This is a genomic window from Herbaspirillum sp. alder98 (genome assembly GCF_020179755.1).
In the GTDB taxonomy this organism is placed as follows: domain Bacteria; phylum Pseudomonadota; class Gammaproteobacteria; order Burkholderiales; family Burkholderiaceae_D; genus Herbaspirillum.
Window position 1 is genome coordinate 41,064 of record NZ_JAIUCY010000006.1, and the last position, 14,171, is coordinate 55,234.

Below are 14,171 nucleotides of genomic sequence, written 5' to 3' on the forward strand. Positions count from 1 at the left end.
GCCTCACCGCAACAGTTCGTACGGGCCGCCGCGTTCGAGCGCCCGTTGATAGGCCGGGCGGGCGTGGATCGTATCGAGGTAATGCATCAGGCGCGGATAGCGCTGGTCGAGCCCGCCACGCGAGCGCAGGCCCTCGACCGGGAAACTCATCTGGATATCGGCGGCGCTGAAGGCCGCCCCGGCAAACCAGCCGCCCTGAGCCAGTTCATTTTCCATGTATTGCAGATGGCGCCCCAGTTGCGGCGTAATCATGCGGCCCTTGAAGCCATCGGCGATCATGCGCGCGATGGGCCGGATCAGCGCCGGCACTGCCTTGGGCAGACGGCTGAAGATAAGTTGCAACAAAAGCAATGGCATGGCCGAGCCTTCGGCGTAATGCAACCAGTAGCGATAGCGCAGCCGCTCCGGCGTGCCCGCCGGCGGCAGCAGGCGGCCGTCATCGTAGCGTTCCAGCAGGTATTCGACGATGGCGCCGGATTCGGCCACCGTGACGTCGCCATCGGTGATGACCGGCGACTTGCCCAGCGGGTGCACCGCCAGCAGCTCGGGCGGCGCCAGCATGGTCTTGGGATTGCGCTGGTAGAACTTGATCTCGTACTCCAGGCCAAGCTCCTCCAGCAGCCACAGCACGCGTTGCGAGCGCGAATTGTTCAGGTGATGCACGGTGATCATGGTCGACGCCTTGTAGAATGCGGGGGAACAACTCTAACACCGAACCCCATCCCATCCGGCCATGGCAGTCACGCCCCTCTACAAGCAATTCGCCGATCAGTTGGCGATCTCGATCCGCGACGGCGTGCTGCAGCCCGGCGAACGCATCGCCTCGGTACGCAGCGCCGCCCAGCAGAACAAGGTCAGCGTCACCACCGTGGTGCGCGCCTACGAACTGCTGGAGAGTCGCGGCATCATCGAGAGTCATCCGCAATCGGGTTACTTCGTGCGCCAGCCGGCGCCGCGCCCGGTGACCGAGGTGCGCGCCCGCAACAGCCATCAGGACAACCCGGCCTGGCAGCAATCGACCGAGGTCGACGTCAGCCGCCTGGTGCTGGCCACGCTCAAGACCATCCAGCAGGACGGCACCGTGCCACTCGGTTCGCCCTACCCCAACCCGGCCCTGTTTCCGTCGCAGCGGGTGGCGCAATATGCCGGACGCATCACGCGCGCGGCCAGCCATTCGAGCGTGTTCGACGACCTGCCCCCCGGCCACCCCGACCTGCTGCGCCAGATCGCCCGGCGTTATCTCGAGAATGGCCTCAAGGTCGATCCCGACGAGATCGTGGTGACCGTGGGCGCGACCGAGGCCATCAACCTGTGCCTGCAGGCGGTGGCGCGGCCGGGCGACACCGTGGCGGTCGAGACCCCGACCTTCTACGCCATGCTGCACGCCATCGAGCGGCTGGGCATGCGGGCGTTGGAAATTCCTACCGACCCGCACCGGGGTATCGATGTGACGGCGCTGGCCGAGATCATGCAAACCCAGCCGGTGGCGGCCTGCATGGTGATGCCCAACTTCCAGAATCCGCTCGGCTTCCAGATGCCCGACGAGGCCAAAGAAGCGCTGGTGCGACTGGCCGAGCAGCATCAGATGCCGCTGATCGAAAACGCCGTCTACGGCGAACTCTATTACGGCAACGCCCATCCCTCGTCGCTCAAGAGTTATGACCGCGAAGGGCTGGTGCTGCATTGCTCCTCGTTCTCCAAGAGCCTGACATCGGCCTACAGGATCGGCTGGGCGATGCCCGGGCGCTACCGGGAACAGGTCGAAAAACTTAAGTTTCTCAATACGCTGGCCACGCCCACGGCGCCGCAACGGGCCATCGCCGAATACCTCACGCAAGGCGGGTTCGAGCGTCATCTGCGACGCGTGCGACGCGCCTTCGCGCAGCAGCGCGACCTGATGCGACACTTCGTGCTGCGCTTCTTCCCGGCCGGCACCAAGGTGTCCGAGCCGGAAGGCGGGTATGTGTTGTGGGTAGAGTTGCCGCCGGCCGTGGATGCGATGGAGTTATATCGGCGCAGCCTGGCGCTGGGGATCACGGTGGCGCCCGGTCGCATCTTTGCGGCGACCAATCGCTACAGCCATTTCATCCGCCTCAACTACAGCTATCCGTGGTCGCGCGAGATCGAGCAGGCGCTCAGGCTGGTGGGCAAGCTGGTGGAAGAACTGGCAGTGGATTGAGCCTGATGTACCAGGCCCGATGCCGCAGGCGAGGCGGTCCGGTCTTCCCCATTCAGACCAGCGAGCACGCACTGACTCCGATAGCCGAGATGCGTTAGACACCGCTAAAGTCGCTGGGTACCGGCCTTCGCCAGCACGACGGGGGGTACTTGTAACTCAAGCTCTGCCTTATCCCACACCGCCGTCACCCTGACGAAAGTCAGGGCCCAGCGTCTTTCGTTGCGCCAGAGACAACAGTTACGACGCCGGCAGCAACAACTGCACGCTACCGGTGCCGTCCTCGTTAGACACCACCGCAACCACCCCCGCCTCTTCCAGCGCCGTCAAAAAGCGCAACAAGGTGCTCATGCGCAATTGCGTGCGCTTGGACAGCCGCGCCAGCGACAGCGGCGCGCCGCCGCTGCGTTCGGCATCGGCTTGCAGCGCATCGAGAATCTGCACCAGTTCCGGCGGCAGGCCGGCATCGGCGTCGTCCGCCATGGCCGGACTCAGGCCGCCGCCTGTTGCTGCGCCGAACGCGACAGCAGCACCGGGATCGATTTGGACGTTGGCGTACGGGCGCCGTCGGCAAAACTTTCCAGCGGCACCAGGGGATTGGTCTCGGGATAGTAGCTGCCGATACAGCCGCGCGGAATATCGTATTCCACCAGCAGGAAACCGTCGGCGCGACGCTCGATGCCATCGTCCCAGACGCTGACCAGGTCGACCCACTCGCCATCCTTCAAGCCCAGCAGGTCAAGGTCGGCGCGGTTGATGAAGACCACACGGCGCTGGCCGAACACGCCACGATAACGGTCGTCCATGCCATAGATGGTGGTGTTGTACTGGTCGTGCGAACGCGTGGTCATCAAGGTCATCAGCTTGTCGCCGTGGATCTTGCGGGCACGGTGGATCGGCGTGTCCTTGGGGATCGCATGGACGATGAAGTTGGCGCGGCCGCTGGCAGTCTTCCAGACCCGGTCACGCGAAGCCACGCCCAGGTGGAAGCCGCCCTTGTTGGTGATGCGCTGGTTGTAGCCCTTGAAGGCGTCGTACACTTTTTCGATGGCGTCGCGAATGCGCGAATAATCTTCGGCATACCACAGCCAGTCGATCTTCTTGCCGTTGTTGCGCGACTTCATGGTGGCTTCGGCCAGGTGCGCCACGATGGCGGTTTCCGACATCAGCTGATCCGACGCCGGCTTGTTGATGCCGTATGAAACGTGCACCATGCTCATCGAGTCTTCCACCGTCACGCCCTGCGGACCGGACTTCTGCACGTCGATCTCGGTGCGCCCCATGGTCGGCAGGATCAACGCATCCTTGCCATGCACCAGGTGGCTGCGATTGAGCTTGGTGGTGATATGCACGGTCAGGTTGCACGAGCGCATCGCCTCGAAGGTGCGATAGGTGTCGGGCGTGGCCATGGCGAAGTTGCCGCCCAGGCCGATGAACACCTTGGTGCGCCCTTCCAGCATGGCCATGACCGAACCGACGGTGTCATTGCCGTGGTGGCGCGGCGCCTTGAATTCGAACACCTGCTCAAGCCGGTCGAGGAAGGCCTTGGTCGGCTTTTCGTCGATGCCCACCGTGCGATCGCCCTGCACGTTGGAGTGGCCGCGCACCGGGCACAGGCCTGCGCCGGGACGACCGATATTGCCGCGCAGCATCATCATGTTGGACAACAACTGGATCGCGCCCACGGCGTGCTTGTGCTGAGTCAGGCCCATGCCCCAGGTGGCGATCACGGCTTTTCCGTTCACGTAGACCTGGGTCAGCTTTTCGATATCGTCGCGCGAGACGCCGGACTCGCCGATGATGTCGTCCCAGTTCTCGGCCCGCACATCGGCGGCGAAGTCGTCGAAGCCGGCGGTGTGCTCGGCGATGAATTGCACGTCCAGCACCCGCTCGGCGCCAGCGGCCACGGCGGCATCGTCAAGTTCGATGGTGCGCTTGATGACGCCCTTGATCAGGGCCAGGTCGCCACCCAGCTTGGGATGGATGAACATCGAACTGATCCGGGTGCTGCCCATGGTCAGCATCTCTACCTTGCTCTGCGGATCGGCAAAGCGCTCCAGCCCGCGTTCCTTGAGCGGATTGATCGCAACGATGGTGGCGCCGCGCTTGGAGGCGTGACGCAACTCGCCCATCATGCGCGGATGGTTGGTGGCCGGGTTCTGGCCGAACAGCAGCAAGGTGTCGCACAGATCGAAGTCGTCCAGCAGCACCGTGCCCTTGCCGATGCCCACCGTGCCCGGCAAGCCGACGCTGGTCGGCTCGTGGCACATGTTGGAACAGTCGGGGAAGTTGTTGGTGCCGTACTGGCGCACGAACAGCTGGAACAGGAAGGCCGCTTCGTTGCTGGCGCGGCCGGACACGTAGAAGTCGGCCATGTCGGGGTCGGGCAAGGCGTTCAAATGGCGGGCCATCAGATCGAACGCGTCTTGCCAGGCAATCGGCAGGTACTTGTCGCTCGCCGCGTCGTACACCATCGGCTGGGTCAGGCGGCCATGCTCTTCGAGTTCGTAGTCGGACTGCTGCATCAGCTCGGCCACCGTATGCTGCGCAAAGAAGTCGTTGGTCACGCGCTTCTTGGTGGCCTCGGCGGCCACCGCCTTGACGCCGTTCTCGCAGAATTCGAAGGTCGACGTATGCTCGCGGTCGGGCCAGGCGCAACCGGGGCAATCGAAGCCGTCCGGCTGGTTCTGCGACAGCAGGGTGCGCAGGCCACGGCCATCGGCGACGTGTTCCTTGACCAGGTTCAGGGCCACATACTTGAGGGCGCCCCAACCACCGGCGGGTTGGTTGTACTGTTCGATTCTTGGTTTGGACATAGCGGATGAGAACGGATTGGTTCCAGATTCGAACAGTCTAGGGCCGGCCCCTGATGGCTTGCATGCACAGTGGCCCGGGCAGAAAGAGAGTACAGTGACCAGCCGGCTCAGGGCTCCAGCGACAAGGCCAGGGTCTCCTTGATTTCTTCCATCACCACATAACTCTTGGATTGCGCCGCGCCGGGCAGTTGCAGCAGGATGTCGCCCAGCAACTTGCGATATTCGGCCATGCCGTGAATGCGCGCCTTGATCAGGTAATCGAAGTCGCCCGACACCAGATGACATTCCTGCACCTCGGGAATGCGCAGCACCTCGCGTCGGAACTGCTCGAACATGTTACCCGACTTGTGATTGAGCGTGATCTCCACGAACACCAGCAGCGTCGCCCCCACCGCTTCCGGATTGACCCGCGCGTAATAACCGCTGATGACGCCATCGCGCTCCATGCGACGCACCCGCTCGATGCAGGGCGTGACCGACAGGCCCACCAGTTCGCCCAGGTCTTTCATCGACATGCGGCCATCCTTCTGCAATGCCGCCAGGATGCGATGGTCGAGCTTGTCGAGGGTGCGCACGGATTGCTGCTGAGTTCTCATTTTTCTACTTTTTATAAGTCGTTATTCGATGTTAATAACTAAATTAGTCTTTAAATACAGAAACATCAACTTTCAAAGCACCAATATCATAGCTGAATAATCTAAATTAATTTAAGGGGTTCCAATGCGGGTCGTCATTCTTGGAAGCGGCGTCATCGGCGTCACCAGCGCCTGGTATCTGGCGCAGGCCGGCCACGAGGTCACTGTGCTGGATCGGCAGGACGGCCCGGCGCTGGAAACCTCCTTCGGCAATGCCGGCCAGATCTCGCCCGGTTATGCCTCGCCCTGGGCCGCCCCGGGCATTCCGCTGAAGGCCTTGAAATGGATGTTCCAGGAGCACGCTCCGCTGGCGATCCGCCCTGACGGCACGCTGCGCCAGTTGCGCTGGATGTGGCAGATGCTGGGCAACTGCAGCGCCGGGCGCTATGCCGTCAACAAGGAGCGCATGGTGCGCCTGGCCGAATACAGCCGCGACTGCCTGCGCGAACTGCGCGGTGCCACCGGCATCGCCTACGAAGGCCGCCAGCAGGGAACGCTGCAATTGTTCCGTACCCAGCAGCAGCTGGAAGGCGCGGCGCGCGACATCGCCGTCCTGACCGATGCCGGCGTCCCCTACGAATTATTGACAGCCGAACAACTCGGCCGCGCCGAACCGGCGCTGGAGCGGGTGCGCGACAGGCTGGCCGGTGGCTTGCGCCTGCCCAACGACGAAACCGGCGACTGCCAGCTATTCACCACCCGCCTGGCACAGATGGCCGAACAGGCCGGGGTGCAATTTCGCTATGGAGTCGCCATCGATTCGCTGGCGATGGCCGGCGGCAAGATCGCCGGTGTGGTCTGCGGCGGCGAGCTGGTGCAGGCCGATGCCTATGTGGTGGCGCTGGGTTCGTATTCGCCGCAGTTGCTGCAACATGTTGCGGGCGTGCCCGAGATTCCGGTCTACCCGTTGAAGGGTTATTCGATCACGGTGCCGGTGGCCGACGCCAGCGCCGCGCCGGTGTCGACCATCCTGGATGAAACCTACAAGATCGCCGTGACACGCTTCGACGACCGCATTCGCGTGGGCGGCATGGCCGAGATCGTCGGTTACGACACCACGCTCAAGGCCAAGCGTCGCGCCACGCTGGAAATGGTGGTCAACGACCTGTTCCCGGGCGCCGGCGACACGGCGCAAGCCAGTTTCTGGACCGGCCTGCGGCCGATGACGCCGGACGGCACCCCGATCGTGGGCGCCACCGCCATCCCCAACCTGTTCCTCAACACGGGACACGGCACGCTGGGCTGGACCATGTCGTGCGGCTCGGGCCAACTACTGGCCGACCTGATCTCGGGCCGCCGCCCGGCCATTGCGCATGACGACCTGGCGCTGCAGCGTTACGCCGGCCGCGCCCAGGCTGGAGCGGTGCCGCGCCTGGCAAGCGCCTGACCGCCCGCGCCAAGCGCCATCTGCTGCCCTGTCGGATAAGTCCCACAACGCTTACACTGCCTGACTGACTGCCCTCGCCTGCGCTTTTATCAATAATCGGCGTGAAGATCGGTTACGTGGCGTAGCGCACAAACGCAGCCGCACCGACCGTTGTCAGACCAACAACCGGGAGGCAGGCATGAGCACGATCCGACGCGAAGCCACTTCGGCAGAACAGCATGATGAAGCTGCCGCCATCGCACGCCAGAACGGCCTGCGCTACATGAACGATGAGATGCCCGGCATCACCCGCTCGCGTCACGGCAAGGGCTTTGCCTTTCATCATCCCAAACATGGCTTGATCACCGACAAGGAAGAAATCGCCCGCTTGCAGTCGCTGGCGATTCCCCCGGCCTGGGAGGATGTGTGGATCAGTCCTTGCGCCAACGGTCACATTCTGGCCACCGGCCGCGATGCGCGCCAGCGCAAGCAGTATCGTTACCACCCCCATTGGCGCCTGGTGCGCGACGACGCCAAGTACGAACGCATGCTGGCCTTTGCGCAAGCGCTGCCGGCGGTGCGGCGCGCGGTGCACGAAGACATGCACAAGCCAGGCCTCAAGCGCGAGAAGGTAATTGCCTCGATCGTGCACCTGCTGCAAGTCACCTTCATGCGCGTGGGCAACGATGAATATGCGCGCACCAACAACTCGTTCGGCCTGACCACGTTACGCCGCCGCCATGTGCGGGTCGATGGCAGTGATGTGCTGTTTCGCTTTCGCGGCAAGAGCGGCGTGCAGCACGAGATCAAGTTGCACGACCCGTACGTGGTGCGCATCATCCGCAAGATGCGAGAGCTGCCGGGGCAGGAACTGTTCCAGTATGTCGACGACGAGGGCGAGCTGCACAGCATCGATTCGGGCGACGTCAACGCCTATCTGCGGGAAGTGACCGGCGAGGATTTCAGTGCCAAGGATTTCCGGACCTGGGCCGGCACCGTGCTGGCCACCCTTGCCCTGCAAGCCTTCGAGCGCTTCGACTCCGAGGCGCAGGCCAAGAAGAACGTGGTGCGGGCCATCGAGAACGTGGCCAAGCGGCTCGGCAACACGCCGTCGATCTGCCGCAAGTGCTACATCCATCCGGCCGTAGTCGACAGCTATCTCGAAGGCAGCTTCGCCGAATTGCTGGAACAGCGGGTGCAGAAGCAGCTGGTGCAGGACCTGCACGACCTCACCCCCGAAGAGGCAGCGGTGCTGGCGCTGTTGCAGCAACGGCTGCGCGAGGCCGATGAGGATTCCGGGCGCAAGCGTACTAGCACCAGACGCAAACCTTCGGCGTCGCCACACCGCAAACCGGCAGCGTCGCCGCCGGCCACCCAACGGCCAGCCGCCCGCGCCTAGCGTGCGCGGCGCATGGTGAGGTTGTAGCGGCAAGCGCCGGTGAGCGCATGCACGCCTGCCGGCAACGGCTCGATGCCATGAAACAGCAGGCGCGCCGGACCGCCCCACACCACCACGTCACCACTTTCAAGCCGCAACCGTTGTGGACGATCGCGCCGCTCGCTGCCGCCGAACAGGAACGTCGCTGGCAGTCCCAGCGAGACCGACACGATCGGCTGTCGCATGTCCTGCTCGTCCCGGTCCTGGTGCAGCGACATGCGCGCACCCGGCGCATAGCGATTGATCAGGCAGGCATCGGGCGCAAAGTCGTCGAAGCCGGCGGCCTGCGCGGCGCGGGCGGCGAGCGTCGCGAACAAGGGCGGCATGGGCGGCCAGGGCTGCGACGACAAGGGGTCTTCTGCCTGGTATCGATAACCGCGCCGGTCGGTCACCCAGCCCAGTTCGCCGCAATTGCTCATGGACACCGACATCTTGAATCCGCCCGGCGTGACCATCTGACGCAACGGCGACTGCGCCAGCACGTTTTCTATTGCGTGCATCAGCAACTGCGCTTGATCCGGCGCGATAAAAGCCTGCAGCAACTGGGCGCCATCGACGATGGCGAGCTGGCGCGGACTTCGCTCCTGGTCGCCGAACAGATCGCCGGTCATGGTGCCGTGCGGGCCGGGGTCGATGCGATGAATGCATCGACCGTATCGAGCGTGGGCGCCAGCCAGCGCAACGGATAAGCCAGCGTCGCCACCAGTACCGCGTGCGAGGTATTGTCGTAATACAGCTCCTGCACCGGTACCTGCTGCTGACGCAGCAGCGTGGCCAGGCCGCCGGTATTGCGTTCGGCCTCGACCAGCTTGTCGCGATGCGAAGCGATCAGCAACGCCGGCGGTGCGGCGGCGGTGACGTGGCGAATCGGCTGCGAATCGGGCGGCGAATCGGGAAACCAGAACACCGGTTTGACATCCGGGTTTTCGATCGGCAGGAAGTCATAGGGACCGGCCAGGCCGATGAAGCCGCGCAACTGCGTGGGCGATGCGCCGAACGCCTGCAACCAGCGACCATCGAGCGCCACCATCGCCGCATTGTAGGCGCCAGCGCTGTGTCCCATGACGAACACCCGCTGCAGGTCGCCGCCGTAGCCGGCGATGTGCTGCAGCGTCCAGGCCACGGCGCGGGCGCTGTCCTCCACAAAGCCGGGATAGCGTACTTCCGGATAGACCCGGTAGTCGGGCAGCACCGCAATGACACCGCGCGCGGCCAACGCCGCGCCGACGAAGCGGTAGTCGCTGCGGCTGCCTTCGTTCCAGCTGCCGCCGTAGAAGAACACCACCACCGCACGCGGCGTGGCCGATTTGGCCGCCGGCACATAGATATCAAGCTGCTGGCGCGGATTGTCGCCATAGGCGATGTTATCGGTGCGGACCAGGTCGCCTTGCGGCGAAAGCGCATTGATGGTGGCCAGCGGTGAACAGGCCACCACCCCACCCAGCAGCATGGCTGCCGTCACGGCAATTGCAATCGGTCTGCGCGCTCTCATGCGGGGTCCACTCCCTGTTTATTTATTCATCGATTTATTAGTCGACGCCGTCGCCGGCGAGCTCGCGTGCCAGCAAGGCCTCCTTGCGCGCAATGCCCCAGCGATATCCCGACGCCGAGCCATCCAGGCGCACCACCCGATGGCATGGCACCAGGATGGCGATTTCGTTGGCGCCGCAAGCGCTGGCCACTGCGCGCACCGAGGTCGGACTGCCGATGCGCTGCGCCAGTTCCGAATAAGTCACGGTCGCCCCCGCAGGCACCGCCAGCAGCGCCTGCCAGACACGCTGCTGGAAGGCCGTTCCCCGCACATCCAGCGGCAACCCGGCGCCGCTGCGTGGATCGTTGACGCTGGCGACGACCCGCGCCACCAGCGCCTCGAAGTCAGCATCCGCCCCCACCAGTTCGGCATGGGGAAAGCGGTCCTGCAGTTGCAGCACCAGCGCCTCGGGGTCGTCGTCGATGGCCACGGTGCAGATGCCGCGCTCGGTGGCCGCCACCAGCAATGGCCCCAGCCAGCTTTGCGCGACAGCGAAACGAATCCGCTCGCCGCGCCCGCCCTGGCGAAAGGACGCCGGCCGCATGCCAAGCTGGGCGTCGCTATTGGCATAGAAACGCCCGCTGGAGGCAAACCCGGCCTGGTACATCGCCTCGGTCACGCTGGCCGCGCCGCTCAGGTGGCCGCGCATGCGCTCGGCGCGACGACCGTCGGCATAGGCGCGTGGCGTCAGCCCCGTGTGGGCCTTGAACAGCCGATGCAGATGGTGCTGGCTGAGCCCGACCGCCGCCGCCAGCGTCGCCAGGTCGGGCGTGGTCCCGGCCTCGGCCTGGTCGATCAGGCGACAGGCGACCGCCACCGCCTGGGCCTGGCGCTGGGCCAAGGGCGGCTGGTCGGGCTTGCAGCGCTTGCAGGGACGAAATCCGGCAGCCTCGGCATCACGCCGGCTGGAATGGAAGGCGACGTTCTCACGCAGCGCAGGACGCGCCGCGCACGAGGGCCGGCAATACACGCCGGTGGTGCGCACCGAATACCAGAAATGCTCGTCGGCCGCCGGGTCGCGCGCCTGCACCGCGCGCCAGCGTGCTGCGTCGCTGGCGTACAGGTCGGGTTCGGCGGGCAGACTCGAAGAAGATGGTTGGACTGGCATGACAATGACCGAAGTGGATGACGAAACCAGTCTAGCGCCGGGGCGACCGCTGCGCACTCCGGCGCTTGCTTTCGAATTCGGCCGTCCTTACTGCGAAAAACGGATGCGCTGGCGCGACTTGACCGGTTGCATCACGTGTTCCAGCGGCAACTCGTGCGACTGCTTGACCTTCTTGAGCGTAATGTTGGACTTGACGTTGGTCACCCCCGGCAGACGCAGCAACTGGGTCATCATGAATTCGGAGAAGGCCGCCAGGTCGGAGGCCACGATGCGCAGGATATAATCGGCCTCGCCCGTGATCGAGAAGCATTCGGTGACTTCAGGCATCGCCGCCACCGACTTCTCGAACAGTTCGCCCCGGGTCTCGCCCTGGCGATCCAGCGTCACCGTGGTAAACGACGTCACCCCGAGCCCGATCACGGCCGGGTCCAGCACGGCGGTATAGCGCTCGATCACGTGCGCCTCTTCCAGGCGCTGCACGCGGCGACTGATCTGCGAAGTCGACAGGTGTACCTTCTGGCCCAGGGCGCTGTTGGTGATGTGGCCATCGCGCTGCAACTCGGTCAGCAGGGCCAGATCGTATCGATCAACATTGATGATGCTCATCTCTCTCTCCAAATTCTTCATTAATGATTTTTTTGTGCATCTTACCCCCTAAATGATGCATAGAACAATCACATTTCTCACTCCAGGCGCAATAGACTGAGCCAATAGCTGGCAACATGCCGCTAAACCACTGGAGACAAGCAATGGGCCACGCAGACAAACTCGACCAACATATCGCCGACGCGCGCGACCTGTTCGACAACCCGATGGGCACCGACGGCTTCGAGTTCGTCGAATATGCCGCCCCCGACCCGGGGCCGATCATCGCCGTACTCGAGAAAATGGGATTCGAGGCAGTGGCCCGGCATCGCTCCAAGAAGGTCACGCTCTACCGCCAGGGCCAGATCAACTTCATCGTCAATGCCGAGCCTGACAGCAATGCGGCCGCATTCGCCCAGGTGCATGGCGCCTCGGTCAATGCGATGGCGTTCCGGGTGCGCGATGCGGCGCAGGTGTACCGGCGCGCGCTGGAGATGGGCGCCGAGGGCGTACCGGCCAAGCTGGGGCCGATGGAACTCAATATCCCGGCCATTCGCGGCATCGGCGGCTCGCTGCTCTACCTGGTGGACCGCTACGGCGAGCGCGGCTCGATCTACGATATCGACTTCGAGTTCCTGCCCGGCGTCGAACGCCATCCGGTCGGCGTCGGCCTGACTTATATCGATCACCTGACCCACAACGTCAAGCGCGGCGCGATGGACGTCTGGTCGTCGTTCTACGAACGACTGTTCAATTTTCGCGAGATCAAGTATTTCGACATCGAGGGCAAGCTCACCGGCCTGAAGTCACGCGCCATGACCAGCCCCTGCGGCAAGATTCGCATCCCGATCAACGAAAGCGCCGACGACAAGTCGCAGATCGAGGAATTCATTCGCCAGTACAACGGCGAGGGCATCCAGCATATCGCGCTGGGCACGGCTGACATCTACCAGACGGTGCGCAACCTGCTGGCGCGTGAAGTCCCCTTGCAAGACACCATCGCCACCTACTACGACCTGGTCGAGCGGCGCATTCCCGGCCACGGCGAAGACCTGGCGGCGCTGCGCGAACTGAAGATCCTGATCGATGGCGCCCCGACCGCCGGCCAGGGGCTGCTGCTACAGATCTTTACCCAGAACGTGATCGGTCCGGTGTTCTACGAGATCATCCAGCGCAAGGGCAACGACGGCTTCGGCGAGGGCAATTTCAAGGCCCTGTTCGAGTCGATCGAGCTGGACCAGATGCGCCGCGGCGTGATCTGAGCCAGCGGCCCTGGTTGCCATCATTCAAGAAATCCTGCCCCCTGCCGTAACCTGTCAGTAGGAACAACAACAACTTTGCCTCTGACAGGGCAGGAGCTTTCATGGCAGTCATCGCAGAAAGAGTCGAGGTCGCAGACGTCGATCAGGTCGACACCGATCCGTCCGAGCAGATCGCGCACCTGAGCAGCCGGATCGTGATCCTGCAGCAACAGGGTCGCTCGCTGGACCGCTTCCCGGGCAATCCTGACGTGCGTTTGCAGCGCAATATCCTGCAGCAGCAGATTCGTACCCTCTATCAGCAGATCTTCGTGCTCGAGCAGCAATATGCCCGCAGCCGCCAGCGCAGCGAAAACTACCTGAGCGTGGCCCTGTCGATGGCCGCGCACGCAGCCCACAACAGCAGCCGCCAGTTCTTCGCCGGCTGAATCCTCACCCTGCCCCAGCCGGGGCGGGGTCTTAGCGAAACGCTGAGATCGGCGTCAGTTTTTTCTCGCGGCGAATGTTGTACTTGGTCTTGGGGCCGAACCATTTGGTCCACAGGGCGTCGGTTTCGCCACTCTTTTCCAGCTTGTCGAGTGCATCGTTGACGGCCGCCAGCAAGGCCGGCTCGCCCTTCTTCACGCCCATCGCCGTTGGCTCCCAGGCCAGCGCGCCATCGACAAACTTGTACTTCCCTTCGGAATCATTGGCAAAGCGGATCCCGGAGGGCTGCGACAAGGCCAGCCCCTGCACCTTGCCCTGCGCCAATGCCAGAAACGCTTCACGCACATCGGGCGCGGTGATGATGGTTGCCTTGGGCAACACCCGGCGCACTGCCGCCTCGGGGGTCGAATTCTTGTTGGCACTGATGTGCTTGTCGGCCAGGTCTTCGATCTTGTCGAAGCCGGCATCGCTATTGACGATAAGGCGAATCGGGTTCTGGTAATGCGAGGCGGTGAAGTCGATCTGCTGCGCGCGTTCGCGGGTGTAGCCCAGGGCAGCCACCACCAGGTCGAAACGGCCCTGCATCAATTCGGGAATCCGATCCTGCACGCTCACACCCTGGTGTTGCATCCTGACGCCCAGTTGCCGGGCAATGGCGCTGCACATGTCCACGTCGAAACCGACAATCTCGCGACTTTGCGGATCGGCAAATCCCAGCGGCTCGCTGCTGGTCAAGGTGGCGCAGATCAATGTGCCACGCGCCTTGATATCGGCCAGGCGGTCTGCCTGTGCGGTGTTGCACACGCCCAGCATGACCACAGCCCCTGTCAA

General features: G+C 63.8%; 14 protein-coding genes. 5 read left to right on the plus strand and 9 right to left on the minus strand.

The window, feature by feature from the left end; translation table 11 throughout:
• Positions 1-3: 3 nt before the first annotated feature.
• Positions 4-672, minus strand: a complete 669-nt coding sequence (locus tag LBW87_RS15085; protein WP_225202316.1) for a glutathione S-transferase — start codon at positions 670-672, stop codon at positions 4-6.
• Positions 673-733: 61 nt separating this feature from the next.
• Here LBW87_RS15085 and LBW87_RS15090 point away from each other — a divergent pair, with 61 nt between their 5' ends.
• Positions 734-2,179 carry a PLP-dependent aminotransferase family protein gene (locus LBW87_RS15090; protein ID WP_225202317.1) on the plus strand — a complete coding sequence of 482 codons (1,446 nt, stop codon included), beginning with the start codon at positions 734-736 and terminating at the stop codon, positions 2,177-2,179.
• 237 nt (positions 2,180-2,416) lie between these two features.
• Here LBW87_RS15090 and LBW87_RS15095 read toward each other — a convergent pair whose 3' ends face one another.
• From LBW87_RS15095 to LBW87_RS15105, 3 genes are all read right to left on the minus strand, one after another.
• Positions 2,417-2,659 carry a helix-turn-helix domain-containing protein gene (locus tag LBW87_RS15095; RefSeq protein ID WP_225202318.1) on the minus strand — a complete coding sequence of 81 codons (243 nt, stop codon included), beginning with the start codon at positions 2,657-2,659 and terminating at the stop codon, positions 2,417-2,419.
• A gap of 8 nt (positions 2,660-2,667) precedes the next feature.
• Positions 2,668-4,992: an FdhF/YdeP family oxidoreductase gene (locus LBW87_RS15100; RefSeq protein ID WP_225202319.1), complete on the minus strand. Its 2,325-nt coding sequence runs from the start codon at positions 4,990-4,992 to the stop codon at positions 2,668-2,670.
• A 107-nt stretch (positions 4,993-5,099) separates the two neighbouring features.
• Positions 5,100-5,588 carry an Lrp/AsnC ligand binding domain-containing protein gene (locus tag LBW87_RS15105; RefSeq protein WP_225202320.1) on the minus strand — a complete coding sequence of 163 codons (489 nt, stop codon included), beginning with the start codon at positions 5,586-5,588 and terminating at the stop codon, positions 5,100-5,102.
• A 124-nt stretch (positions 5,589-5,712) separates the two neighbouring features.
• On the opposite strand from LBW87_RS15105, the gene LBW87_RS15110 reads away from it, so the two are divergent.
• Both LBW87_RS15110 and LBW87_RS15115 read left to right on the plus strand, forming a co-directional pair.
• The gene (locus LBW87_RS15110; RefSeq protein ID WP_225202321.1) at positions 5,713-7,014 is read left to right on the plus strand and encodes a D-amino acid dehydrogenase; all 1,302 of its coding nucleotides are present in this window, start codon (positions 5,713-5,715) and stop codon (positions 7,012-7,014) included.
• A 178-nt stretch (positions 7,015-7,192) separates the two neighbouring features.
• Positions 7,193-8,392, plus strand: coding sequence for a DNA topoisomerase IB (locus tag LBW87_RS15115; protein ID WP_225202322.1), 1,200 nt, complete (start codon positions 7,193-7,195; stop codon positions 8,390-8,392).
• On the opposite strand, the gene alkB is transcribed toward LBW87_RS15115, so the two are convergent.
• The 4 genes from alkB to LBW87_RS15135 form a co-directional block, all read right to left on the minus strand.
• The gene (gene alkB, locus LBW87_RS15120) at positions 8,389-9,042 is read right to left on the minus strand and encodes a DNA oxidative demethylase AlkB (RefSeq protein WP_225202323.1); all 654 of its coding nucleotides are present in this window, start codon (positions 9,040-9,042) and stop codon (positions 8,389-8,391) included. The two genes, LBW87_RS15115 and alkB, sit on opposite strands and share 4 nt — an antisense overlap.
• The gene (locus tag LBW87_RS15125; protein WP_225202324.1) at positions 9,039-9,923 is read right to left on the minus strand and encodes an alpha/beta hydrolase; all 885 of its coding nucleotides are present in this window, start codon (positions 9,921-9,923) and stop codon (positions 9,039-9,041) included. The genes alkB and LBW87_RS15125 overlap by 4 nt, the downstream gene beginning before the upstream one ends.
• Before the next feature lie 37 nt (positions 9,924-9,960).
• Positions 9,961-11,070: a bifunctional DNA-binding transcriptional regulator/O6-methylguanine-DNA methyltransferase Ada gene (gene ada, locus LBW87_RS15130; RefSeq protein ID WP_225202325.1), complete on the minus strand. Its 1,110-nt coding sequence runs from the start codon at positions 11,068-11,070 to the stop codon at positions 9,961-9,963.
• 87 nt (positions 11,071-11,157) lie between these two features.
• The gene (locus LBW87_RS15135; RefSeq protein WP_225202326.1) at positions 11,158-11,676 is read right to left on the minus strand and encodes an Lrp/AsnC family transcriptional regulator; all 519 of its coding nucleotides are present in this window, start codon (positions 11,674-11,676) and stop codon (positions 11,158-11,160) included.
• 143 nt (positions 11,677-11,819) lie between these two features.
• On the opposite strand from LBW87_RS15135, the gene hppD reads away from it, so the two are divergent.
• On the plus strand, positions 11,820-12,917 hold the full coding sequence (gene hppD, locus LBW87_RS15140) for a 4-hydroxyphenylpyruvate dioxygenase (RefSeq protein WP_225202327.1): 1,098 nt from the start codon (positions 11,820-11,822) through the stop codon (positions 12,915-12,917).
• Between the two features lie 101 nt (positions 12,918-13,018).
• A complete protein-coding gene (locus LBW87_RS15145; protein WP_225202328.1) occupies positions 13,019-13,342 on the plus strand; it encodes a hypothetical protein in 324 nt (107 codons plus the stop codon).
• A 31-nt stretch (positions 13,343-13,373) separates the two neighbouring features.
• Here LBW87_RS15145 and LBW87_RS15150 read toward each other — a convergent pair whose 3' ends face one another.
• Entirely contained in the window at positions 13,374-14,153 is a 780-nt protein-coding gene (locus tag LBW87_RS15150; RefSeq protein ID WP_225202539.1) for an ABC transporter substrate-binding protein, read from the minus strand.
• Between the last annotated feature and the right edge of the window lie 18 nt (positions 14,154-14,171).